The sequence below is a fragment of the Dyella sp. EPa41 genome (genome assembly GCF_016586165.1).
Taxonomy (GTDB): Bacteria; Pseudomonadota; Gammaproteobacteria; order Xanthomonadales; family Rhodanobacteraceae; genus Dyella.
On sequence record NZ_BCPR01000005.1, the window covers coordinates 90,111 to 112,496 of the forward strand.

Here is a 22,386-nt window from a genome sequence, read left to right on the forward strand (position 1 = left end):
GACTTATCGCCTCTTGGTCAATAGCGGGAAACGAACAGGTACAACAGCAGCGTGTTGACCACCAGCAGCAGGCATGCCGTGGGGATTTGCGCCTTGATCACGCCGTTCTTGTCCTTCAGTTCCAGCAATGCGGCGGGAACGATATTGAAGTTCGCCGCCATCGGCGTCATCAGCGTGCCGCAAAAGCCGCTCAACATGCCCAGCGCACCCAGTATCGCCGGATCGCCATGAAACTGGTGCACGATCAAGGGCAGCCCGATGCCTGCCGTCATCACTGGAAACGCCGCAAACGCGTTGCCCATGACCATGGTGAACAGCGCCATCCCCACGGTATAGGCGACTACAACCGCCAGCAGCGAGTTCACCGGCACCCACGCGGTGATCAAACCCGATACCACGCCTCCCACGCCCGCCACGGCAAACAGGGCGCCGAGCGCTGCCAGCATCTGAGGCAGAGTGGCGGCCCAGCCGACCGTGTCCATGGTTTGGCGCGCATCTCCCAGCGCGTGGACGGGTGAATCGCGAAGCATGGCCAGCGCGACGATGAAGGCAATCACCGTGCCGAGCACCAGCGCGACCAGCGTTACATTCTTCGGATCGACCCAGGGCACGTGCGGCAGCACGAATGTACCGACCAGGGTAACGATGGGTATCAACAGTGCGACAAGGAACAGGCGATTGCCGTAACGGTTCGCGCCAGCAACGCGGCGGCGCGCGGCCGCATCAACGTCGGCGACAGCCTCGGCCTTGCTGCGCCCCAGCTTGCCCGAGCCGGCGATGAGCGCCAGCATCAGCGCAAGACAGCCCGTCACGAAATGCGGCACTCGCGAACCGAGCAGAAAGGTCGCCGCGTAGATCGCCCAGAACGCGAAGTTGACGAGGCGCCGCGGATTCGTTCGATCGGTCAGGTTGAACCAGGCAAACGCGGCGAACATCACGCCTGCGAGCGTGTACAGCGCCTCCAGGCCAATCATCGCGCGGCACCTGACGCGCAATCCGCAAGGCCTCGCCTCAGGCGGCGGTCGAGCAGCGCCAGTCTCGTGCCATGAATCAGCAAAGCCGCCACCGCGGTCGGGATCGCCCATACCGATACCTGTAGCGGTGCCACGGTGATGCCGTTCTGCTCGAGAAAGCCCTTGATCAGCAGGATCGACTGGATGGCGATGAAAATATCCTCGCCGAAGAACACGGCGATGTTGTCCACCGCGGCGGCATGCGCGCGAAGTTGCTGCTGTATCGCCTCGGCGAGCTGGCCCTTGCGATTGGCCGCGGCCTCGGCCATTGGCGCAATCAGCGGTCGCACCATCTGCGCATGGCCACCCAGCGAGGTCAGGCCGAGGGCCGCGGTCATTTGACGGGCGACGAAATACAGCATCAGGACGCGCCCGGCGGTCGCCGCATGCACGCGCGCGACCAGGTGCCTGGCTTGCTCCTTGAGCCCATTGCGCTCAAGCAAGGCGATCACCGGCAGCGTCAGCCAGATGAGTCCCATATAACGATTGTCCGCTACCGCCTTGCCGAACGCGCTGACAATGTCTACCGGATCAAGTCCGGCGGCGAGCCCGGTCGCCAGGCCAGCCACCGTTACCACGAGCAATGCGTTGAAGCGCAATGCAAAACCGATCACTACAATCGGCACCCCAATCAGTACCCACATGATCTTTCCCCGTCACACGGCGCGCACGGCGTCCGAGCCACCTGAATCAACCGGCCGGCATCCACCGAACTGGAGACAGGTGGTTAACATGAAAGCCGATGGGCATCAATTGTCCTGTGGCCCTCACGCCCTAAACGACGAGCGGCAAGGCCTCCCTTGATGTCGTGACACACTGTTGGTGTGCGATAACCAGACACGTGTTCCGCATCCGGGCAGCGCGGTCCGACAGCCATGCGAACGCGACACCGGCGCCGCGCCTATCTGTACGATCCTGCGCGACAGCGCGCCATGCGCGGCGAAGATCCCCCGGGTCGAGGTCTCAACGGACTGGCGCAACGGTGCTTCTTTCCCATCCATACGACAAAACGCCGGCGCTGATGCCGGCGTTTAGGGGAGGAACCAACGAACATGGGGCCGACAATGCGTTGTACCGCCGCCTGCTTCACGCATGGGCGCTGCCAGCCTGATCGGCTATTCAGTTCAACGACGATTTGCGCACCAGATGCAGCCAGTGCTCGGCGCGGGCCCGGAAGACGTCCGCCGTCTTGCTGGCGGCCGCTTCTGTCTTGCCATCCAGCGACCCGATATCCCGGATCCGTATTTCGCGATCGGCGAACAGCTGCCCGATCGCCTGGCCCAACGCAGCCTTGTTTGGGTGCGTGGCGATGAGCGCCGACACGACAAGTTCCATGGCCATGGAGCTCATGCCGTGCTCGACCAACAAGGCCTCCAGGGTGCGGAGACGATCTTCGCTGGACATGTGATGCTCCGGTTGGATTGGGAGAAGCCAACAAGCCGACATGGGCGCTTCGCACTGCATTGGCTCAAAACATCCACGATGAGCCATGAACCGATAGCCGCCTGGACCGGCACTGTCCGACATGACAGCCCGGCCTAGGCATCCTTGTCGGCCGGCTCCCTTGCGGTGGACTGCGTCCTGGTGCCGTCACGCGATGCCATCTTCTTGGCCTGCTTGCTGTCCTGCTTTTTCTTCTTTGCGATTTCGCGCTGGCGCTTTTCAAAGGAATAGTTTGTCTTTGCCAATGGGGCTTTCCCGAAGTGGTGGTGTGGCGGCTGCCTCCTGGAGTGCACCCGCTGGATCTGTCGCCATGCAATACAGCCTAGGTGGCCGATTTGTCCCGTGTGCAGGCAGTGCCATGCTCGCTGTACTCAGCGCGTATGGCCCTGCAATACGGGCCGTTCATCACGAAGCGGCGGCATACGGAGGGCCGGGTTTCATAAATGCCACAGTTCATGTGCACGGTGTCCAGGGCCGCGCACCAGCCGTCATCGGCATGCTTCATGACATGCAAGCCTTCGGGCGAGTACGTGGTGAGGTGATCCGGGATACGGTCCTCGGGTTGCAGGACGACCGTGAGGCGACAGCAAACCGCTTCGCATCGGGAGCAATGTGCGGCGCCCTTGGCGGGTCTGGTGGGCAAGGTCACGTGCAAGTGGTTTCCCAATGTCGGGTGTAATGCAGAAGATTGCCCCGGTAAGGCGGCGCGTCGCGGTCATCCATGGGGCAACGTTCTTCGGTGAGTACGAAGCCTTGATTCGCCAATAGCTGGCTGAAGGATTCGCTATGGCTGCGGCCGGGGTCGGTCATCACGACCTCTGCAGAGGGGTAGGCGTGCCGCTTGATGATCTCGGCGACCAGCAATGCCTGTGCGGGTTCGTACAGCACGTCATTGGCGATGATGACGTCGAAGTGGCCTATCGATGGCTCAGGGGTGTCCCATGGCAGGCGCCGGTAATCAACAGCGGGCAACGCATTGAGTGCAGCGTTGTATGCAAGAAAGGATTCGGCCAGGGGATGGGCATCCGACGCAACGATGTCCGCGCCGCGGCGGCGGAGGACGAGGCTTGCCAGTCCGATGCCACAACCCAATTCGAGAATGCGTTTTCCGTCCACGGCGAAGCGATGCATGGCCTGGGCGAGAAGACGCTCTGATGGCCATAGCTGACCAAACAAGCTCCATTGGGCCGTCGAGATGCCCATGCGCGCGCGGTGCCCGTCGGCGTCGGAAAATTGCTGTTTGTCGCTCAGTATCCGTAAACGGTAGGTGTGGCCACCAACGGAAAGCCGTTCGTTGCGTGTGGCGTAGGCTGGCATTGATGCTCCCGGAGGAACCCTGCAACCAGGGTGAGGTGGAGGGGAGCGAGTCATGTGGTTCCGTGGGTGACACATGACGCACCAAGCGACGTTGTGTTGGCCTGTTCGTGACACGCCCACGGCAAACGGGTCATGTCATGGGCTGACCAGGCCTGGGGTCACCATGGGCGGGCAGGCGGCTGCATTGCCGCAGCCCAATCCACCCGGAAAACTAGCGAACCTTGCGCCCACTGGGCGATGGCGGACGATTGGGTGCGGCGCCCGAATGGCCTTCATCGCGCGAAAAGCGGTTGGTTTTCCGATAGCTATGCTCCGCTTTGGCCGTATCCCGCTTCTTCTCGGAGCCGCGGTAAACATCATGGATGTCTGACAGCGAGATCGGCTTGGTAGGTGGTGTCATGGCGAGTTCCTGGGCAACGGGTGGCGCAAGGCCACGTCGGCCTCTCGCCATCGAGAGATCAACGCGGAAGAAGATGGTCTATCGACTAGTGAAGGCTGTGATACCAAAGCGCTTCCATGCCCAAACGCGTCGCACAAACCCTTGCTTGATCGACTGTCACCAAGCCCGCTTCGCTGAGCCGACGCAGGTCGGCAAGGCGCCTTATCGTGCGCAGTGACAATGGACAGCGCTTTACAACCTCATCCAGCAGAGCCCACTGCCTACAACTCAAGCCACAGGATGGATGGGTGCTCATGCGCTCTTTGTCGCGAGCATCCGTGCGCGCCTCGTGGGAGTGGCCGACTGGAGTGTGTCCAACCACCCCACCATACGCTGTTGCTTGGCTTCAAATGTTAGTTTCCCCGTGTGGGACGGGGAATCTCATTGCAGCTGTTTCCTGAAGAGGCCAGCGTCCAAGCAGTTTTCCGAGGAAAAGATCGTGTCGACTCCGTCGATGCCTTGGCCGACGGCCCCGACGCGGATGGACAATGGCATGGTGCTGGCGCTTGTTGCACGATGGCATTGCCCTGCGCGGGCGCTTCGGCATGACCACTGAACGCTTTTGCAGCGAGGATCTCGCGATTTCCGCCGCCAGGGCCAGTGGAGCTTCCGAAAGTGCAACGTTACGGATGCCGGGGCTCGGTGATCTCCTCGCCCGGATGGCAAGTCATGACCTGTCGGTCGTCAGGCATCGCACTGGGCATGTGGAATGTTCCGCATGCATGCTGGACCGCGAGAGCCGGTGCTGGCATCCGGCCATCTTCGACAACCACCTATCCGGGTCAGAAGCGGACGTCGGGGCATGAGTTGCCCGCTCTTCACATGCGCAGGAGAGGCACACCGCGGAAACGCACCACAAAAAAACCCGGCGCGAGGCCGGGCTTTTTGCGACTGGGCGGGAGTTTTTAGACTGCCTGGACCTGCTCGGCCTGGAGGCCGCGCTGGCCCTGGGTCACGATGAAGGACACCTTCTGACCCTCAGCCAGGCTTTTGAAGCCCGACGACTGGATGGAACGGAAGTGCACGAATACGTCGTCACCACCTTGGTCGCGGCTGATAAAGCCAAAACCTTTTGCATCGTTGAACCACTTCACGGTACCGGTTTCTGCCTGGGACATGTGTTTCTCCTTGGAACGAAAAAAAGCCGCTACGCGGCGGAAAAGCTGGTTGCAAGGAGAAAGGGGGTACAACGGTGTAGTGAACTGCGATCTACAGCATCGGGCCACCATTCAGGGTGACCCTTGAAACTCAGCTCCCCTACCCTAGAGATCATTGGCCCAAAGAGCAAATGGCCACATAACCTTTCGTTCAGAAAGGGCGATTTCCCAAGCCACGTCCCCCTATGCCTGGAGGGTTTCTGCAAGCCAGCCTCGCGTGAAACCGCCATCACTAAGTGTGAGCTTCGCAAAGCGCAATGCTCGCCTCGCAGATCGCGCGACGGCCCGTCGAGCAAGCATCGGAAACAGATGCCCAGACCGTTAGCTGCATCCTCCAGCCAACACGGAATCGCGCGCCGCAGCGGCACGAAGGCGGGCAAGAAAAGTGCAATCGGAAGCAGGCCTTCCTTTCCGTGGACACCTGCTAAGTAGTTTTTCGGTGTTTCGTTGCCGTGTTCTCCTGTCTACTAAACCTCACCGCAACCATCGCGCAGAGGGTGTCATGGGCATGCAGTGGGCCATTCCGGCTGTCGCAGCCACCTTGTTCTTCGTGTCAGCCGCCCATGCCGCTGCACCATCCGCAGAGGCCGTCCCGGTCACGGTGAACAACTTTGTCCGCGCCGAATCGGACACCTACCTCGCTTCTCTCCAGAAACGCAACGGCCTCGGCAATCTCCACTCCGAACGCGAGCCGGCATCCATCGACAAGCAGGACGTGATACGCCTCAATCGCGACACGCTGTACACCTCCGGCGTCTTCGACCTGGACGCGGGTCCTGTCACCGTTGTTCTTCCTGATGCCGGCAAGCGATTCATGTCGATGCAGGTGATCAGCGAAGACCACTACGTGCCGGCCGTGGTCTACGGTGCGGGCAGCTACACCTTCGACAAGGACAAGGTCGGCACACGCTACATGGCCGTGGCCATCCGCACCCTGGTCGACCCGAACGATGCCAAGGATGTGCAGGCAGTGCACGCGCTGCAGGATGCCATCAAGGTCAGCCAGGCGAGCCATGGCACGTTCGAGGTTCCCCGTTGGGACCCGGTGAGCCAAAAGAAGATACGCGACGCCTTGCTCGTGCTCGCCGCTTCAACGACGGGGTTCAAGAATGCGTTTGGCAAGAAGGGCGAGGTTGATCCGATCGCGCACCTCATGGGTACCGCCGCGGGATGGGGCGGAAATCCGGACAAGGACGCCACCTATCTGGGGTTTACGCCACCCAGGAACGACGGCAAGACGATCTACCATCTCACGGTGAGAGACGTTCCCGTCGACGCCTTCTGGTCCATCAGCGTTTACAACGCCGATGGTTATTTCCAGAAGAATGCGCTGAACGCCTATACGCTTAACGACATCACCGCCAAGCGCAGCGCGGACGGCTCCATCCGCGTGCAGTTCGGCGGCTGCGACGGCAAGATCCCCAATTGCCTCCCGATCATGCCCGGCTGGAACTACACCGTGCGCCTCTATCGGCCTCGCGCTGCCATCCTCGACCAATCATGGAAGTTCCCGGAGCCACAGGCCTAGGCGGAACGGCATGACGTGAGGGGCCGTTCCGGCCCGGATGCCAGGCTTGCTCTGAAAGCGCGCGGCTCAAGGCCTCCTAGCCAGGGAGACTGACCACCGGCACGAAGCCGCCGAAGATCATGCGCTTGCCGTCGAAAGGCATGTCACCGGGGCCAGGCATGCGCGGGTCCTGCATGATTTTCTCCATGCCGGCATCGCGAGTGGCCTTGTCGGGCCATTCGATCCAGGAGAACACCACCGATTCGTCCTGCGTCGCCTGCACGGCGCGGCGGAAATCGGTGACCTTGCCGTCGGGTACATCGTCGCCCCAGCACTCCACCACCCGGATGGCGCCGAACTCCACGAAAACGGCGTCGAAGGTACGGGCGTGCTCGATGAACTGCTCCCGGTTGGCGTTGGGTACGGCGATCACGAAACCATCGATGTAGGACATGACTGTCTCCTTGGTGGAAAGAGCGACCGGGTGGCCGCCTTCATGCATACGACGAACGAGTGTATGGCGGATCGACACGAGCCCCATCCGGGCGGATGCGGGAAGCCGTACGCGTCCGCCTCACGCAACAAGCAAAAAGGCACGGGAAGAAGATCCTGTGCCTTCGGATGCGAAGCGATGGTGATCGGTTGCTGTTCGGCTTTGCGGCTTCTGCATGGCCCATCGATGGCCTTGCCTGGAAAAGGGTCGGCAAGCTTTTGGCGTCATAGCCCACGGTCGCGACTGCCTGCCAAGACTGCAAGGCCCGAGCCTTCCCCCCCACCCTCACAGAGCGGAGAGAGCCACGCTCCGCGCCAAGACGTGCCCGAGCCGATTGCGCCGCGCTCATACTCAAACTGAAGCTAGATCATAGAATCGCCCTCCATCTCCGGAACGCCGGCGCTTAGCTCCAGCCAATCGAGCTCTTCTTCCACTTGGCGATACGCATCATCGCCAATCTTGTTAGTGCGCCTGAGATCCTCGATCGCGTGCCTTGCCACGCCAACCAACTGACGTCGCAACACGTTGCCATGGCTATTTCCGGGACTGAACTCCCGCACCGCACCACTCAATGCTTCGGAGATCTCCTGCCTCAGTCGTTCGGCTGCAGGCGCAGGGTCCTGCCCTAACTCGGCCAGGGCGGACCTCGCCGCTACCTTTCGTGCTAACGCGAGTTCGTTCTGCACTGTGTAGTCAGGCGGTAGGCGAATGAATCTGAGGAGTGGACGCAGGGTCAGGCCTTGAATGGTCAGCGTCCCCAGTACGACAACGAATGCAGTGAGCTGAACGAAGTCGCGGTAGGGAAAGCTGGACGGCAGTGCCATGGCGGCGGCGAGCGTCACGATGCCTCGCATGCCCGACCAACCGACAAGGACCGCACCCCCAAGGCTCGGCCTGCAGGTTGACGTGTTGTCGCCCAACCGATGCCTCGGCCGAACGAGTGCATAGTGGACCAGCTGCAGAACGAGGCGGACCCTATCACCACGCCGAGAATGACAAGAGCCATCAAGATCGAATGTACGCGCTGTTCGGGTGACAACGCCTCAAGCACAGGGCGGAGCTGCAAACCAATCAGAGTGAATGCAAGCGCATTCAGTACGACCGTGGCCGAATCCCAGATGGCGAACGAGGACAATCTGACGTATGCAGGTCCTGAATAGTCGTTCCGCTGGGCCAAGGTGATCGCGAATGTAACCACCGTGATGATGGGCGAGAGACCGAGCCAGTCACTCGCCAGCCATAGCCCGAAGGTTAGGCCAAACTGGAAGATCACCGCGCTGGACACATCTTCGAATCGCGCCATGAGCCAGCTGGCAGGCCACGACAAAAGCACGCCTGCCGCTGCACCCGCAAGAACCACAAGTGTAAATAACGGGACCGCCTGGCCGGCATCAAAACTTCCGAGCATGGTGGCGGAAACGGCCACTTTGTAGATGAGCAAAGCGGAGGCGTCGTTGAGCATGCTCTCTCCCTCCAGCACCATGCGGATGCGGAGCGGCAGGGGCATCCTTTTCAGAACCGTGGTGGCCGCGACAGCGTCCGGCGGCGCCAGCAGCGCTCCCAGCGTCATCGCGGCAGCCCATGACATGCCTGGCATCAGATGACGCACGACCACCGCCACGGCGAAAGTCGTCAGGGCGACCGTAACAAGTACCAGCGCCGTGACATGATCCCAGCATTCCCATAGATCGCGCAACGACGCAAGTGAAGTATCACCCCCCTCTCTTTGGGTGCTTCGCGCGTATCAACACGGCACGCATGATCGACGGTCACCCGAAGCTCGTGACCTTCTGCCAACCCCAATTGGAAACCGCGCTGCGCCGCCGGCTATCTCAATACCCTAACGTGGATGTTCAGTTGGGCGTGGCACTGGAAAACTTCGTCGACGAAGGAAACTGCGTCGAAGTCATGCTCAGGCATGGTGACGGGCTCCGCCCCGTTCGGACTCGATACCTGATCGGCGCGGACGGAGCAGGCTCGCTCGTGCGGCGCTCGCATCGTTGATGCACTGGACGTACCGACACCGATCGACCACGTCGAGTTCCTATGCGACCCACGACGCCCCACGCCTCACATGGTGGCGCCCGGTGGCAGACAGCGTTGGGAATTCATGCTGCACGCCGGCGAACAAGCCAGCGAGATGGAAAAGCCTGAGCGTGTTCGAGCCCTGCTCGCCCCCTGGTGCAAGCCCGAAGACATCCGCATCGAGCGTACCGCGGTGTACCGCTTCCACGCCCGCGAGGCGCGCCGCTTCTCGAAAGGTCGCTGCTTTCTTGTCGGCGATGCCGCGCATGTCACCCCACCTTTCGCCGGCCAGGGCTTGGTCGCCGGCCTTCGCGACACCGCGAATCTCGCCTGGAAAATCGCGGGCGTGGTGCGGGGCCAGCTCAACGAGCAGGTGCTAGCCAGCTACGACCAGGAGCGCCGCCCGCACGCTCGCAAGATCATCAGTCTTGCCCGGTTCCTCGGCAAGCTGGTGATGCCGCGTAATCGCCTCGTCGCCTTTGCCATCCACGGGACAATCCGTGCAGTGCGAATGCTTCCTGCAGGCCGGTCGGTATTCGACGATCTAAAAATCAAGCCACCGCAGGTGTTCCATCGCGGTTTGTTTTGGCGTGACCGAACGGCTCGCAAGCTCCTCGCAGGTTCCATGTTGCCGCAATGCTGGATCCGCACCTACGAACATTCCGAACCCGTGCTCGGCGACAATGCACTCGGATTGCAGTGGTCGCTCATCGGCTTCGGCGTGGATCCCGCCGCACACCTTGACGGCAAGCTGCTCGCCCGCTGGAGCTGTCTGGGCGGAATGACCTGGCAGTGGTGCCAAGGCGGCGACGCACGACATTTGACACCAAAAGAGCGGCGCCTTGTGCCCATGGATGAGATCGGTCTACCTCGACTACCACCGGAGGGCTGGGTTGCCATCGTGCGCCCAGACCGCTGCGTCATGGCTGAGGGTCCCAGTGCAAAGGTCGATCCGATGTTGCAGCGTGCGCTCAGCATGCTGGAGCCGATGCCATCCAGCGGGGCTCAGCCCGAAGGCAGTCATCGGGCGATGACTTCCAGCTAAAGGTGCGAGTCCTCGGCCAAGTGGAGAGGCTGCCCGGATTACCCCCTTCAATTCGAAGGTCATATCCCTAGACGTCGTCGAGTCTGGGCTCCCGATCGCGCGAAAGACGGCGGATTTCGACGGCTGTACGAGGAGGGGCTGTGCTCGATCTCATGATGACTCTGTTCGTTGAACGCATCCATCCCTGGGGGCTCTGCTTTCATGATCTTTCCTTAACAGGAAATCCCGGCAGAGGTGTTTCTCGGCCGGATAAAAAGCGCCGTGGCTCGCATGGGCAGTGCAACGGCCCAGACCTGCTTGCGGATTGATTCGGTCGGGCGCGAAGTAACAGCACCGTTCGCAAACAATCATCGTGATCGGCAAGGCGGTGATGGTGATACCGGATCAAACGGCCTGCACTAGGCTGGCCTCCACGGTGCGTTGAATGTGGTCATCCCGTCACTGAGGTCTCCCGCGCCCACACGCCCTCCATGGGTGTCGCAGGTCGGCCGCTCAGGGCGCTTGCGGACAATGATGTGCACGATGCCCTCACGGGCCGTGACCGTGATGCGGCGGGGATCGGCGCTGGCTGGCAAGGTGACGCGCCGATGAAAAGCACCATGTTGGCGCTCGATACGCAAGAAGGTTTCGCGCCCAGCCTGAGCTTCCGTTTGGCGCTCACCCTCGATGGTCAGCAGCCCTCGGTCCATGTACACCTTCATGTCGCTGGGCGAGACGCCAGGCGCATCCACGTAAAGAATGAAGCGGTGCGCTTCTTCCTTGATGTCCACGCGCGGCGTCCATGGGTGGATGACGATCGAAGAGTCGTCCGCGGAAACATCGCGGCATGGATGTCTCTTGAACACCCGATCAAAGAGTTGTTTGACCGGATCCTGCGGCCTCATGTTGGGCCAGTCAGACGGGCGCAGCATGTTGTCTTTCATGGCGGGTTTTCCACAACAGGCATGAAGAGGGCGTCGGCGGGATGGGTGCTATCCGCGCACCCATCCCGGCACGGCGGCCTGGCGTCCGCTCCGTGCATCAATGTTCGTCCGACCCGGTCTTGCTCACCCGGATGCGGCGCGGCGTGGTTTCAGGACGTTTCGGAATGACGATCTGCAGTACGCCATTGCGCCCGGAGGCCGTGATGCCTTCCGGGTCGGCGCTATCGGGCAGGGCGAAGCGCCTGTGAAAGGCGCCGTAGGAGCGTTCGATACGCGTGAATTGCTCGGTGTTCTGTTCGACCTCGGCCTTGCGCTCGCCTTTGATGGTGAGCATGCCCTTGTCCATCTGCACCTCGATGGCATCCATTTCGACGCCCGGGATATCCGCGTACAGAACGAACCGATGTGCTTCTTCCTTGATGTCGACCCGGGGAGCCCATTGGCTGGTAACGATCGACGAATCGTCGGTCGAGGCCCGCGGGAACAGGCTGCCCTCGAAGACTCGGTCGAACAACTGCTTGATCGGATCCGTCGCCATCGCCTGGCGCGGCCACTCTGAAGGACGTATCAATTGGCTGCTCATGACAAAGACCTCCGCGGCAGGTAGTTATCACGAAAAAAAGCCTGCGCAGGGCGACAGGCGCACGCGCAGGCGTAAAAGTGCGTATGAGCCTCGCCACTGCGAGTGAGGCGAAATGAGGATGGTCAGGCAGCGACCTGCTGCTCAATCTGCCGGACGTTCGGCCGGGCGATGTCACTCGTGCCGATTTCGATTCGCCTGGGCTTCATCGCCTCCGGCAGTTCACGCTTCAGGTTGATGGTCAGCAGGCCATCGGCCAGCTGGGCGTCGCATACCTGCACGTGCTCGGCGAGTTCAAACCGGCGAACAAACGGGCGGCAGGCGATGCCTCGATGAAGGTATTCGCCCTCCGCATCGCTTTGGCGTTCGCCTTTGATGGAGAGCAGGTTGTCCTGCACGGAAATATCAATCTCATCACGCTTGAAACCGGCCACCGCCATCGTGATCTGATAGCGATCCTCGGACAGCCTCATGGTGTCGAAAGGGGGCCAGTTGTCAGACTGCTGGGCCTGGGCCGCTTCAAGCAGCCCGAAAACGCGTTCAAAGCCGATGCTTGAACGATGAAGCGGTGAAAAATCAAGAACAGTGCGCATGGCCATATCCTCGTATGAGCAACATGGAAAGGGACTATTCGCCGCGCCGCGAACGGTCGCGGCAGGCTGGACCCGAAGCGTCCAGCGGGGTGGATTGTATGCACCCAAAAACCGTTTTCAAGCCCTCCGTTTCAGCATTTGTTTAGCCATCTAAACGCTCGTAAAAAAGCCACCTTTGCTGGAGGGTCAAGCAATCCACCACCGTCGATACCGCCACGGATCGAAGCTTCAGACGACCGCCCAAACATGCGCCTTGACGCTCAGCTGTGGGCGCCTGCGTGATCGGCAACACGTCGCCAGCACGGCCATATCCCCCACCAGCTGGCCTTGGGCATCATGTCTCGGGGCTATTCGGGACTTCTGACCAGCATCTACGGAGTGAAACTTCCGTTCCGGCACCGATCGGTACCCACATGAATGTGGCAGCGCAGATTCGGGCAAAGAAAGGGCTCCCCGCCCCCCCCTATCATGCAGAGTCCCCAAGAGAGGTGGCGCCCTCCAAGTGGCGGGCTGATGCTGATCTTTGGCTCCTGCCAAGAGAGCGTGACACCAATCGCCAAGTTCCTTGGAGCACGCCTAATGATTCCTGGCGGCCAGCTTATGCTTTCCAGGCAATCACAATTTGGCCGTTTCGTCCAAATTACGGTTTTCCGCAACTGCGCGATCTCACATAGTTTGGCCGCAAGTGTCTCGCATAGTCTGACCACGCCATCCGAACAGATGACTTAACTTACTAAATTGATCCATACAGACGATCCTCGGCGTCAAGCGCGATCACTGTGTGGAAAGACGTAGTCACTGGCTCCTCGGCGAAGCGTTCGCGCAGAGCATCGTGGAGCACTTCGTCGGGGGATCGTATGGACGATGACGCAGCGCATTGGCGGTCATAAATTGTGGAAGGTTTCGGTGGCGAGGACGATAGCTATGGCGTAGGGACGATGGGGCGTCTTGGCTGCTTCAGAGAAAATCAATCGACGGCGTTGTTGATCGTCCATGCAACCAGCTGTGAACACAACTCATCGCCAGCTTTGCCAAAGGCAGATACGATGTTGGGCGTGGAGCTTGCCTCAGCGGGATATGTGACTTCAAATCTGTGCGTGGCAGTAATACGCATGGTCTTGGCTCGCACTAGTTGGGCGTCAAGGCGGATCACTACTACAGGTTTTCCGTCCCGGTATTCTGTTTGAAAAGCGCGAAGGTCACTTGATAGAAAGTAGTCAGCCTGGAGGCCGTCCTTATCGCTGCTCGGTCCAGTGACACGACCGTCATCACGAAAGGCATCGATTAGTCGGTTACGCATCAAGTCGGGGGCGGCGTCACTCCATCGTGCGCCCTTGTACACGCTCATCAGGTCTCCTTCGGGTTGCACCACGATCCGCGACCCGTCGATCATCCGTTCGGCTCTGGGCGTATCGACGCGCAAGGACCAATTGACCTTAGGCGCTGGGCTACGCGGCAGCGTCGCTCCAGGTAGGCGGTAGGTCTCCTGTGGAACCGGTTTGGGGAGCACTGAACACGCGCAGAGCAAAGCTATTGCCGTCATGACGACGATTAGGGGCGTCGACCTCATGGTTCAAACTCCTTGCTTCCCTCACGACCGAGTAGGACGCCGGCTGGATTCTCATCGAGGCGGCGCGAGACACTGCGCAGCGAGCCCGCGGCACCTCGCAGTTCGCGTATTGCTGGTCCCAGCTCACTGAAACCCTGCAGGCCGCCGGTGATGGCCGCGTGGTTGTCGCTGAGGATGTGGTCAAACTCGGCGGCGGAGTGTTCCAGCGACGCCATCGCGTTGCGCGCACTGTCCAATGTGGCGCGCGCCTGGTTGTCAACCAGGCCATTTGCACTGCGGACGAGTTGGCCCGTCTGCGCCAATGTCTCATTCGCCTGCCTGCTGGCCTGAGCCAGTTGCTGCAGAAGCAACCGGATGTCGTCACGCTCGGCCGCGACGGTCCCGGTGGCCTGATCGAGGTGCTCGAGCATATGGCTGACGTGCTCGGTATTCTCCGGTGACAACAGCACGTTGGCACGCTCAACTACCTCGTTGATATTGGTCACCAGATCTTCGCCGTTGGCGAGGATGCGGCTCAGTGGTGAAGGAGTGGCGATGATCACTGGAGGCTGACCGTCGTGCGATACGAGCAGTGGGCTGCCGGGGGAGCCGCCGCTGAGCTGGATGATGGAGAGGCCGGTAACACCGGTTAGGGTGAGCTTGGCATGTGTGTCTTGCCGCACAGGCGTATCACTGCCCACACGGATGTGCGCCAACACCTTGCGCGGGTCCTTTGGGTCGAGTTTGAGTTGAGTGACGTCACCCACCTTGATGCCGTTGTATTGCACTGCGCTTCCCAGCGACAGTCCGTTCACCGCCTCGTTGAACTCGACCTGGTATTCGGCGAACTGCCGGTCCGCGCTCGATTTGGCGAGCCACAATGCGAACAGCAGTGCGGCCACGACCACGATCACCGTGAAAAGGCCGACAAGTACGTGATGAGCTCGCGTTTCCATCTCATGTCACTCTGGGGAATTGGTTGTAGTCGTTCGCCTCTTCGGCGGCGCGACCGCGCGGGCCGTGGAAGTACGATTGCACCCATGGGTCGGCGCACTGCGTCACTTCATTCAGCGGTCCGACGATCAGCACTTTCCGCTGTGAAAGTACGGCTACGCGATCGCATATGGTGTAGAGCGTGTCCAGATCGTGCGTGACGAGAAAGACCGTGAGTCCCAACGCGTCGCGCAGTGTCAGGATCAACTGGTCGAAGGCGGCCGCACTGATGGGATCCAGGCCTGCCGTCGGTTCGTCCAGGAAAAGGATGTCGGGATCGAGTGCCAGCGCGCGTGCCAGAGCCACGCGCTTCACCATGCCGCCGGACAGTTCGGAGGGAGATTTAGTCTCCGCACCCACGGGAAGGCCAACCAGTGCGAGCTTCAAGCCGGCGAGTTGCTGGGCATCGCGTCGTGAAAGGCCCGCGTGTTCGATCAGCGGCATCGCCACATTGTCCACGACGCTGAGCGAGGAGAACAGTGCACCATTCTGGAACAGGACGCCGAAACGCCGCTCGATGCGCGAGCGCTGATCGGATGGCAGGCTAAGCAAGTCATGTCCAAAGACGTGGATACGCCCGGACGAGGGGCGGCGCAACCCGACGATGCTCCGCAGGAGTACCGACTTGCCCGTTCCCGATCCTCCGACCACGCCGAGGATTTCGCCCCGGTGGACGTCCAGGTCAAGATCTTGGTGAACGGCCTGTGCACCGAAGCGGTTACCCAGACTGCGTACCTGGATGACGTCCTCGATCGCTTGGGGCTTGGCCGCCGCGCTCACCAGCCCATCTCCATATAGAAGAGCGCAGCCAGGGCATCGAGGAGGATCACAACGAAAATGGATTGCACCACGCTCGACGTCGTGTGCTCACCGACCGATTCGGCGCTTCCGCTCACCTTGAAGCCTTCGAGGCAGCCGATCACCGCGATGAGGAAGGCGAATGCTGGCGCCTTCGCGATGCCGACCAGGAAGTGGCGTACGCCAACGTCGGACTTGATCAGGTTGACGAACATCACCGGGGGAATGTCGAGCGTCAACGCGCACACCAGGCCACCCCCCGTGAGGCCGGCGATCATGGCCAGGAAAGTGAGCATCGGTAGCGAGGCCAGCATGGCAAGTACGCGGGGCAACACGAGCAGCTCCATGGGATCGAGGCCTATCGCGCGGATTGCGTCGATCTCCTCGTTTGCTTTCATGGAACCGATCTGCGCGGTGAAGGCGCTCGCCGTACGGCCACCCATAAGAATGGCGGTGAGCAGCACTGCGAATTCGCGAAGGAAGGAGAAGGCCACCAGATCCACCGTGTAGACGGTGGCGCCAAAGTCCGCCAGCACCGTTGATCCAAGGAATGCGACCACGGCGCCCACCATGAAGGTGAGCAATGCCACGATGGGAACGGCATTCAGGCCGGTTTGTTCCATGTGCGACACCAGCGAGGTGACGCGCCAGCGCCGCGGGTGCCACATCGTATAAAAGAGGCGCTCCAGGGTGAGGCCAACGAAGCCAAGAAGACGAATCTGCTGATGCTGGATCGTCACCATGGTCATGCCGACACGCTCGAGCACGTTGGTTACGGTGTGGCTCTGATGCTGACTGTCGATCGCTCGATCACCGGTTGCGGTCGCGGCAACTGCTCGCAACAGGTTCCTCTTTGCGCTCGGAAGGCTCTGGCCGATCCCGGCGACATCACTAGCTGATGACGTACGCAGCAACTTGCTTAGTAGAAATGCGCCGGAGGTGTCCAGCGAGCGCAGGCCGTTATAGTCAAATTCGACATCGGCAGTGATCGACGCCGTCATATCGCTTACCGCCTTCTGCAGCGAGGCATAGTGGGCTAGCGTCCACTCGCCGGTGGCATAGAGCCTAGGTGGCGACGACGCGGCGTCCAGCGTCAACCATTCCTGCGGCTGCGGATTCCGGGACATCGAGTCGCGGCTCAAGGTGACTCCTCAAAGACGAGGGCGCAGCCGACGTGCCTCTTCTGACCATCGAAAAGCGGCACGGCCGCTCCTCTTACCTTCACCTCGTACCCATCAGGCCTTCGTACCATCCACAGACTCGAAGGCACGAATTCGCCATTCAGAACGGCTCGCGACAGGGGAAGATCGGTCGAAGGAAAGGGGCGATTTTCGGTGGTGAAGACTCCATATATCGCGCTGTAGTCCTGCGGATCGACGTCGGGACGCAGTTGGCCGTGGATGGCTATCGCCCGCTCATTAGCCAGCATTAGATGTCCCTTTTCATCCACAATGACGACGCCTTGCTGGAGGTCGCGAATGAAAGCAAGTTGAATGCTTCCCAGGGTCCACGGCGATTCAAGAAGTGATCTGGTGACCGCATCCATTTCTTCCTCCGTCTTGAGCAAATCGGAAGCCGATGAAAAGCTACTTGGGGAGAATGAAAGTGACCGTAAGCCGTAACCCCCAATCGGCACCCGAGTCGGGTGAGGCCATGAAACCTCTCACACCACCAGCCAAATTGATGGGCAGCCTTCCGAGGTGAAGCAGCTTGCCCACCGTAACGGTGACGGGAACCGTCCAACGCTGCCTTGCCTCCCAGTCATAGGTACTCTCCACTTTGACCGTATAGGTAACGGCAGAAGGCGTTGTGTACGCGACAAATGGTTCAACAAAGGTTTGACTCACATTTCCGCGCCGGCGCGTGCCATCGATGGACCAAAGATGATTCGCGTAGATTCCATATGTCCAACCCGACGGCGTCTGACGAATGATGACGCCGGTGGGTCCCGCGCCCCATTTTTCGTGTCCGAGGCGGTCATCGGTGGCCAGAGGAATCAGGAAGGCCGGGCCAACGCCCCAGAGCACCCCATCGTCGGTTGGGAGCGAAGGGGATAGGAAGATGCTCTCAGTGGCATCTCCAAGACCAAACTCTGAAAGCTCATCCTTATAGATTCGATTTTGCTGGACGACAGGGATAACCGTGCGGGAGACGATGTTCCAATCGTCGTTGAGATGGAATGGAACTACCGGTATCAGGTTTGCGTAATATCGATCACCGTTCAGCGCGCCAAGATGTTGATCGAAATTGAACTCAATCGGCATCGTGATGATGTCGGCTACAGGATTGGATATTTTCTTTGCGAGCTCCTGAGAGCTCGCCACTGCCTCTTTGGGGGCGTCTTGAGCCATGCAAGTCGCTCCAACAAGAATCATGCAAGTCAAAAGTGCAGAGAAAGGATACTTTCCATGTCGCATGGGTCGTCCCTTGTAGGCGTGAGCCTTGCAGGCGCGCTGATGAGTCTGGATGCGACTGAGATACGTCGACCTGACTCGCCTGTCGAAATCACCAAGCGACCGTCAACCGAACAAGCAGAACGTCTGCCTTGTCCTGTTGCGTCGCGACGCGCGCTGTCAATGGGTCGACAATGTGCTGATAGCTGGTGATGAAGCGGATGGCCGGTGTTATCGCGAAGTCATAGAAAACTTCAGCACCCTTCTCGTTCTTGACCTTTCGCGCTCCTCCGGTGAGGTATGCAACCGACTGTTTCAGATCATCGCTGATCTCGTTGAAGTAATAGCCAGCGCCGAAACTATCGTATGGACGAGCGTCGATGATTCCGTGCGCGATGACGTTGAGGCTTGCATCTCTCGTGATCGGATTCGTTCTAGAAGGCGCGTATCCAGCTCGCCCGAAGAGCGCCACGCCTCGAGGGACCTGGCCGGCCCGCATCTGGCGGGCCACGTCGTCGGGGGAATCACTCAAATAGACATATTGAGTGAAGTTGGCGATGAGGAAGGAGCTCCGGTTGCGATAGTTTTGCGGAAGGCCTTCTCGAGAGCCTCCCACAAGCCCGCCGACGGCAGCGGGTATTTCCGAAGGTGTCAGTGGTCCGTAGGGATCTTTCAGATCGATGTGACGCTGGTTCGACCAGTTGTATGCCGGCGCAAATTGGCCTGGCAGTCCATCAACCTGATAGTTCAGCAGCGACATCAGATAGAGATTCACCTTATTGAAGGCGTGCTGCGCAAAGTTGTCTGCCTGCGTGTTTGGATCAAGAACACCACCGGCAAGCCCAAATTTGTCGGTCGGTGTCCAGGCCGCCAGCGCGGCGAGCGCGCTGGGGTTGTAGAAGTTGACCGTCATCGGGTTCTTGTTGAAGTTGAAATTTGCGAAGTAGTACTTGTAACTGTTTCCAATCATGGTCTGGTCGGGGATGAAGATGTCACTGATCTTTCCCACAACAAGGCTGAAGTGCCTGCTAAGCGCTTGCGCGACGTAGTACTCGGTGGCTTCCGTATCGTGGTAGAGCGTTGGCGCGGGATGTACGAGCCCGATGTAGGAAGGCACGCTCGCTCCCGCAGTAAACGTGTCTTCCGGTGGCGACCCATATCGCGACTGCAATGTGAGATGGAATACGCCGCCACTCCACAGCCCCGCTCGGCCGGAGTCGATGTTGAGCGATGTTTGAGCGCTTTGGACGAACGACTCGCCGGTCTTCAGGCCGCCGGACGTAACGTTCTGGTATGCACTTGTCGTGTAGAGGTCAATGAAGACACCGTGCCGGGCCCAATCTGTTCGCGTGCCTCCCCAGTCCCCGGTGAGCTGGGTGCGGCTCCAGAAGTCTCCCGTTACCGTCCCTGGAACGCCAAAGACCGGCGCGTTGTTGAAGTACGGGAGCAAGCCGGGCGCATGATCCATCAGGGAAAGCTTGCCTCCACCCTCGGGCAGCCAGCGGGGATCGAGCGTCGCGGCAACATTGGTCGTCGCCGACTCCACGGACTGTCCATTGCCGGACGTCGCCGTATCCGCAAAGCACTCTCCGGCGTGCAGCGCGAGCAGGAGAAGAATGAACTTGATGACGCGTGTCGACGGCCCCGAGCGTGAAGCCTTAGTCGGCGTGTTGACCGGTCGTCGAATCGCCGGCCCTGGGAACAGGTACGTCATGCGTTGCGCCCCATGGCACGCAGGGCCAGTACCGCTTCGAAGAGCGCCTTTGATGCCAGGCTCATGCCGCCACCGCCGTCACCGCGATCTTCGATGCCATATGAGCTGAGGAAGTTGCGGATACGGCCCTCCCTGACCATGCGCGACGGGAAGTGCGGGATATCGAAGGTGGTCTGCTCATACGAGGACGGGGTGTCCCAGCCGGTGGTGTCGGGGTCTACACCAGGGATGCTCGGTGCTTGACGAACCCATGATGGTGCGTGACTGAATTCGACAGCGGAGGCAAGGCGCGTGAACACGCCGATAGGCGTTTCCTGATCCACGGCGTGCGTGAGGAGATCGTCCAGGGTGACCGGCGCGTACGGCTCCGCATCCTGGCGCTCAAGCAGCGTCGTTGCCATCGTGGCGCAGCGCTGAAGTGAGACATGCACATTCCAGAAACCACCACGCTCCTCTCGCTCACAGAGAGCGGCGATGATTCCGATGGCACCCAGGTTTCCCGTCAGATAGTCGTTGATCAGCACCGATACGACTGTTGGATCGGGGAGATCGGCGGAATGAATATGCATCATCCCCGAGACGGCTTGACCAATCTGTTCGAATCCCCGACGGGAAGCCCATGGCGTATTCGGTGGCGCATAAGACGCATTGGCCACGACAAGGCCAGGATTGATCTTTCGCAGCGCTTCCTGGGTCAGGCCGAGGCGGTCGAGCGATCCCGGCGAGTTGCTATTGATCAAGACGTCAGCGTTCGCGAGCAGCTGCACGAAGCGACTCTTTCCAAACAGGCTCTTCACGTCAAGCAAGATGCTTTTCTTTCCCCAGTTGACGTCTAGCCACAAAGGCAGCACCCAATCCCCCATGGGTGGCTGTACTTTGATGACGTCTGCGCCCTGCTCCGCCAAGAGGCGACCCATGGTGGGGCCGGCGACGAGGTGGGTAAGCTCCAGAACTCGGACGCCTTCGAGCGGCCGCCGCCTGGCCGGACCCAGTCGGCGCCCCATATCTCCCTTGCTCTCTTCAATTTCAATGAGTGGCCGGTTGGCAACGAGATGGCCCTGGGGATGCGCCAACCATTCTCCGGGCGATCGCACGATACCGGCGGGTAGGCGTAGCTCAGCGAGCTCGTCCTCGATCTGTTGGGACGTCTTCTTCTCGACCGAACTTTGAATCGCAGCGGCGGTATTGGCGCACTGGAAATAGTTGAGCAGCCCATCACGCAGATGCGGGTGCAAACCGATGATGGTCACGTGCCGGCCGTCTTTTGCCCGATATGTGCCGTTGTCCGGTCCAACGGGCCACGTATCCATCAGCGTGCCATAGCCGTTCAAGAACTGGAGCTGAGGTGAATTCAGAAGTAGTCCGCAGCGCCTGCGGTCCAACTTCATGGTCTGCGCTGGCAGGCCTCGAATCGTGCCAAGACGTTCAACGACGGACCCGTAAGCGGCCATCACTCCCGCCGCATAATCATGGATCTTTATGGTGCTTCGAGCGTAAGAAGGGCCTGGCCGAATCTCTACCTTTGAGTCATCGATCCCAAAGGGAAGCGACTGGGCCACGGCATCGTAGGCTCTCTTCTGAAACGAATTGACGATCATAAAGACTCCGTGTCTTGCGGTTCCTGGAACTGAAAATCGGCGGAAAGATCGTCTTTTTCGGAGACCGATACGACTGCGCCTCTTTTGCCCGCAGCCGGTCAGTCCAACGGATGTGGACAAGCGTTCCGCACAACTTGGGTTCGGCTGGCCGACGCCCGGCGCAAGGGGATTCACCCAGCACTTTCGTCCAGCGAATGAGTAACCAACGAAACGGAGTCTCGATGCACGGGGGAAAACGTGAAATGATCAATTAGGCCAATTTCTTGATCGCATCGGCCATGCGCCTGCCGCAGCGCCCCGGGACGCCTTATAAATGAAAAGGGACAAGGGGAACGAAAGCGAAGATATGTCATCGGTAAACTTGCGCCGAAGCATGGTTGGCGCAGCGATCATGGCCAAGGTTGCCATCGAAGTTGGTGTGCCCCTTCGGGCATTGTTTCGGGGTGCGGACCTAAAGCCAGAAGATTTGGAGGACGCAAATTCGACGATCACGTTCGAGCAGGAGTTTCGGTTGATCCGAAATCTTCTCGCTCGGTGCGGAGATGACGTTGGTATCGGCATGAAGATCGGATGCCGCTATCGATTCACGTCATTGGCTCCCGCCGGGTTTGCCTTGGTCAGCAGCCCAAACTACCGGAGCGCTTTTGACATCATGCTCCGGTACGCCGACCTCAACGCGTCGATAGTGCAGGTGTGCCTGGAAGAAGCAAAAGGTAGCGATTTACACATTGGCTTTATCGAAGAGCGTCTCCCGGAAGACATCCGACATTTTGCTGTCGAGCGCACGATGGGTGTTGCCTTGGCGA

At 60.2% G+C, this 22,386-nt stretch carries 26 protein-coding genes; 4 read left to right on the plus strand and 22 right to left on the minus strand.

The genetic code is table 11. The features are described from left to right. Positions 1-17 precede the first annotated feature (17 nt). From JMF82_RS03280 to JMF82_RS03315, 8 genes are all read right to left on the minus strand, one after another. Complete coding sequence (locus JMF82_RS03280; RefSeq protein ID WP_201313107.1) at positions 18-974, minus strand: DUF979 domain-containing protein; 957 nt, start codon at positions 972-974, stop codon at positions 18-20. After that, on the minus strand, positions 971-1,657 hold the full coding sequence (locus JMF82_RS03285) for a DUF969 domain-containing protein (protein WP_201313108.1): 687 nt from the start codon (positions 1,655-1,657) through the stop codon (positions 971-973). Before JMF82_RS03285 ends, JMF82_RS03280 begins: the two co-directional genes overlap by 4 nt. Before the next feature lie 475 nt (positions 1,658-2,132). After that, a complete protein-coding gene (locus JMF82_RS03290; protein ID WP_201313109.1) occupies positions 2,133-2,417 on the minus strand; it encodes a hypothetical protein in 285 nt (94 codons plus the stop codon). A 134-nt stretch (positions 2,418-2,551) separates the two neighbouring features. Beyond that, the gene (locus tag JMF82_RS03295) at positions 2,552-2,701 is read right to left on the minus strand and encodes a hypothetical protein (protein WP_201313110.1); all 150 of its coding nucleotides are present in this window, start codon (positions 2,699-2,701) and stop codon (positions 2,552-2,554) included. A 77-nt stretch (positions 2,702-2,778) separates the two neighbouring features. Continuing rightward, positions 2,779-3,123 carry a YkgJ family cysteine cluster protein gene (locus JMF82_RS03300; RefSeq protein WP_201313111.1) on the minus strand — a complete coding sequence of 115 codons (345 nt, stop codon included), beginning with the start codon at positions 3,121-3,123 and terminating at the stop codon, positions 2,779-2,781. After that, the gene (locus JMF82_RS03305) at positions 3,102-3,773 is read right to left on the minus strand and encodes a methyltransferase domain-containing protein (protein ID WP_201313112.1); all 672 of its coding nucleotides are present in this window, start codon (positions 3,771-3,773) and stop codon (positions 3,102-3,104) included. Before JMF82_RS03305 ends, JMF82_RS03300 begins: the two co-directional genes overlap by 22 nt. 211 nt (positions 3,774-3,984) lie before the next feature. Beyond that, positions 3,985-4,173 carry a hypothetical protein gene (locus JMF82_RS03310; protein ID WP_201313113.1) on the minus strand — a complete coding sequence of 63 codons (189 nt, stop codon included), beginning with the start codon at positions 4,171-4,173 and terminating at the stop codon, positions 3,985-3,987. Between the two features lie 944 nt (positions 4,174-5,117). Then, the gene (locus tag JMF82_RS03315; RefSeq protein WP_201313114.1) at positions 5,118-5,330 is read right to left on the minus strand and encodes a cold-shock protein; all 213 of its coding nucleotides are present in this window, start codon (positions 5,328-5,330) and stop codon (positions 5,118-5,120) included. A gap of 541 nt (positions 5,331-5,871) precedes the next feature. Here JMF82_RS03315 and JMF82_RS03320 point away from each other — a divergent pair. After that, positions 5,872-6,897 (plus strand): DUF1214 domain-containing protein, encoded by a 1,026-nt coding sequence (locus tag JMF82_RS03320; RefSeq protein WP_236585277.1) that lies wholly within the window; start codon positions 5,872-5,874, stop codon positions 6,895-6,897. A gap of 76 nt (positions 6,898-6,973) precedes the next feature. Here the strand turns inward: JMF82_RS03320 and JMF82_RS03325 are convergent, their stop codons facing one another. The 3 genes from JMF82_RS03325 to JMF82_RS22155 all read right to left on the minus strand — a co-directional run bounded on the left by JMF82_RS03325 (position 6,974) and on the right by JMF82_RS22155 (position 9,065). Continuing rightward, positions 6,974-7,330 carry a DUF1428 domain-containing protein gene (locus tag JMF82_RS03325; RefSeq protein WP_201313115.1) on the minus strand — a complete coding sequence of 119 codons (357 nt, stop codon included), beginning with the start codon at positions 7,328-7,330 and terminating at the stop codon, positions 6,974-6,976. Positions 7,331-7,731: 401 nt separating this feature from the next. Further along, the gene (locus JMF82_RS22150) at positions 7,732-8,211 is read right to left on the minus strand and encodes a hypothetical protein (protein WP_255559919.1); all 480 of its coding nucleotides are present in this window, start codon (positions 8,209-8,211) and stop codon (positions 7,732-7,734) included. Further along, positions 8,208-9,065, minus strand: coding sequence for a cation:proton antiporter (locus JMF82_RS22155; protein ID WP_201313117.1), 858 nt, complete (start codon positions 9,063-9,065; stop codon positions 8,208-8,210). The genes JMF82_RS22150 and JMF82_RS22155 overlap by 4 nt, the downstream gene beginning before the upstream one ends. 62 nt (positions 9,066-9,127) lie before the next feature. Between JMF82_RS22155 and JMF82_RS22160 the strand changes: the two genes are divergently transcribed. Further along, entirely contained in the window at positions 9,128-9,373 is a 246-nt protein-coding gene (locus tag JMF82_RS22160) for an FAD-dependent monooxygenase (RefSeq protein WP_201313118.1), read from the plus strand. A 4-nt stretch (positions 9,374-9,377) separates the two neighbouring features. After that, positions 9,378-10,439 carry an FAD-dependent monooxygenase gene (locus JMF82_RS03345; RefSeq protein WP_255559920.1) on the plus strand — a complete coding sequence of 354 codons (1,062 nt, stop codon included), beginning with the start codon at positions 9,378-9,380 and terminating at the stop codon, positions 10,437-10,439. A 398-nt stretch (positions 10,440-10,837) separates the two neighbouring features. Here JMF82_RS03345 and JMF82_RS03350 read toward each other — a convergent pair whose 3' ends face one another. From JMF82_RS03350 to JMF82_RS03400, 11 genes are all read right to left on the minus strand, one after another. Beyond that, positions 10,838-11,362 (minus strand): Hsp20/alpha crystallin family protein, encoded by a 525-nt coding sequence (locus tag JMF82_RS03350; RefSeq protein ID WP_236585278.1) that lies wholly within the window; start codon positions 11,360-11,362, stop codon positions 10,838-10,840. Positions 11,363-11,459: 97 nt separating this feature from the next. After that, positions 11,460-11,945: an Hsp20/alpha crystallin family protein gene (locus JMF82_RS03355; protein ID WP_201313119.1), complete on the minus strand. Its 486-nt coding sequence runs from the start codon at positions 11,943-11,945 to the stop codon at positions 11,460-11,462. A gap of 122 nt (positions 11,946-12,067) precedes the next feature. Continuing rightward, a complete protein-coding gene (locus JMF82_RS03360; RefSeq protein WP_201313120.1) occupies positions 12,068-12,535 on the minus strand; it encodes an Hsp20 family protein in 468 nt (155 codons plus the stop codon). A 967-nt stretch (positions 12,536-13,502) separates the two neighbouring features. Beyond that, a complete protein-coding gene (locus JMF82_RS03365; protein WP_201313121.1) occupies positions 13,503-14,105 on the minus strand; it encodes an ABC-type transport auxiliary lipoprotein family protein in 603 nt (200 codons plus the stop codon). Next, positions 14,102-15,040 carry an MlaD family protein gene (locus JMF82_RS03370; protein ID WP_201313122.1) on the minus strand — a complete coding sequence of 313 codons (939 nt, stop codon included), beginning with the start codon at positions 15,038-15,040 and terminating at the stop codon, positions 14,102-14,104. Before JMF82_RS03370 ends, JMF82_RS03365 begins: the two co-directional genes overlap by 4 nt. Before the next feature lies 1 nt (position 15,041). Next, positions 15,042-15,857, minus strand: a complete 816-nt coding sequence (locus JMF82_RS03375; RefSeq protein WP_201313123.1) for an ABC transporter ATP-binding protein — start codon at positions 15,855-15,857, stop codon at positions 15,042-15,044. Continuing rightward, positions 15,854-17,002, minus strand: a complete 1,149-nt coding sequence (locus tag JMF82_RS03380) for an ABC transporter permease (protein WP_201313137.1) — start codon at positions 17,000-17,002, stop codon at positions 15,854-15,856. Before JMF82_RS03380 ends, JMF82_RS03375 begins: the two co-directional genes overlap by 4 nt. 11 nt (positions 17,003-17,013) lie before the next feature. After that, entirely contained in the window at positions 17,014-17,421 is a 408-nt protein-coding gene (locus JMF82_RS03385) for a PAS domain-containing protein (RefSeq protein WP_201313124.1), read from the minus strand. Between the two features lie 40 nt (positions 17,422-17,461). After that, positions 17,462-18,226: a transporter gene (locus tag JMF82_RS03390; protein ID WP_201313125.1), complete on the minus strand. Its 765-nt coding sequence runs from the start codon at positions 18,224-18,226 to the stop codon at positions 17,462-17,464. Between the two features lie 154 nt (positions 18,227-18,380). Then, positions 18,381-19,982: a carbohydrate porin gene (locus tag JMF82_RS03395; protein WP_201313126.1), complete on the minus strand. Its 1,602-nt coding sequence runs from the start codon at positions 19,980-19,982 to the stop codon at positions 18,381-18,383. Next, positions 19,979-21,580 (minus strand): CoA transferase, encoded by a 1,602-nt coding sequence (locus JMF82_RS03400; RefSeq protein ID WP_201313127.1) that lies wholly within the window; start codon positions 21,578-21,580, stop codon positions 19,979-19,981. Before JMF82_RS03400 ends, JMF82_RS03395 begins: the two co-directional genes overlap by 4 nt. Positions 21,581-21,893: 313 nt before the next feature. On the opposite strand from JMF82_RS03400, the gene JMF82_RS03405 reads away from it, so the two are divergent. Next, the coding region (locus JMF82_RS03405; protein WP_201313128.1) for an AraC family transcriptional regulator ligand-binding domain-containing protein at positions 21,894-22,386 on the plus strand (493 nt) is incomplete at its 3' end.

Coding starts and splice junctions, on each gene's coding strand:
- JMF82_RS03385 (WP_201313124.1), bottom strand. CDS start 17,421: ATGGATGCGGTCACCAGATCACTTCTTGAATCGCCGTGGACCCTGGGA.
- JMF82_RS03365 (WP_201313121.1), bottom strand. CDS start 14,105: ATGAGGTCGACGCCCCTAATCGTCGTCATGACGGCAATAGCTTTGCTC.
- JMF82_RS03350 (WP_236585278.1), bottom strand. CDS start 11,362: ATGAAAGACAACATGCTGCGCCCGTCTGACTGGCCCAACATGAGGCCG.
- JMF82_RS03390 (WP_201313125.1), bottom strand. CDS start 18,226: ATGGCTCAAGACGCCCCCAAAGAGGCAGTGGCGAGCTCTCAGGAGCTC.
- JMF82_RS03315 (WP_201313114.1), bottom strand. CDS start 5,330: ATGTCCCAGGCAGAAACCGGTACCGTGAAGTGGTTCAACGATGCAAAA.
- JMF82_RS03325 (WP_201313115.1), bottom strand. CDS start 7,330: ATGTCCTACATCGATGGTTTCGTGATCGCCGTACCCAACGCCAACCGG.
- JMF82_RS03310 (WP_201313113.1), bottom strand. CDS start 4,173: ATGACACCACCTACCAAGCCGATCTCGCTGTCAGACATCCATGATGTT.
- JMF82_RS03305 (WP_201313112.1), bottom strand. CDS start 3,773: ATGCCAGCCTACGCCACACGCAACGAACGGCTTTCCGTTGGTGGCCAC.
- JMF82_RS03320 (WP_236585277.1), top strand. CDS start 5,872: ATGGGCATGCAGTGGGCCATTCCGGCTGTCGCAGCCACCTTGTTCTTC.
- JMF82_RS03400 (WP_201313127.1), bottom strand. CDS start 21,580: ATGATCGTCAATTCGTTTCAGAAGAGAGCCTACGATGCCGTGGCCCAG.
- JMF82_RS22160 (WP_201313118.1), top strand. CDS start 9,128: ATGATCGACGGTCACCCGAAGCTCGTGACCTTCTGCCAACCCCAATTG.
- JMF82_RS03285 (WP_201313108.1), bottom strand. CDS start 1,657: ATGTGGGTACTGATTGGGGTGCCGATTGTAGTGATCGGTTTTGCATTG.
- JMF82_RS03370 (WP_201313122.1), bottom strand. CDS start 15,040: ATGGAAACGCGAGCTCATCACGTACTTGTCGGCCTTTTCACGGTGATC.
- JMF82_RS03380 (WP_201313137.1), bottom strand. CDS start 17,002: ATGTCCCGGAATCCGCAGCCGCAGGAATGGTTGACGCTGGACGCCGCG.
- JMF82_RS03360 (WP_201313120.1), bottom strand. CDS start 12,535: ATGCGCACTGTTCTTGATTTTTCACCGCTTCATCGTTCAAGCATCGGC.
- JMF82_RS03395 (WP_201313126.1), bottom strand. CDS start 19,982: ATGACGTACCTGTTCCCAGGGCCGGCGATTCGACGACCGGTCAACACG.
- JMF82_RS03355 (WP_201313119.1), bottom strand. CDS start 11,945: ATGAGCAGCCAATTGATACGTCCTTCAGAGTGGCCGCGCCAGGCGATG.
- JMF82_RS03280 (WP_201313107.1), bottom strand. CDS start 974: ATGATTGGCCTGGAGGCGCTGTACACGCTCGCAGGCGTGATGTTCGCC.
- JMF82_RS03290 (WP_201313109.1), bottom strand. CDS start 2,417: ATGTCCAGCGAAGATCGTCTCCGCACCCTGGAGGCCTTGTTGGTCGAG.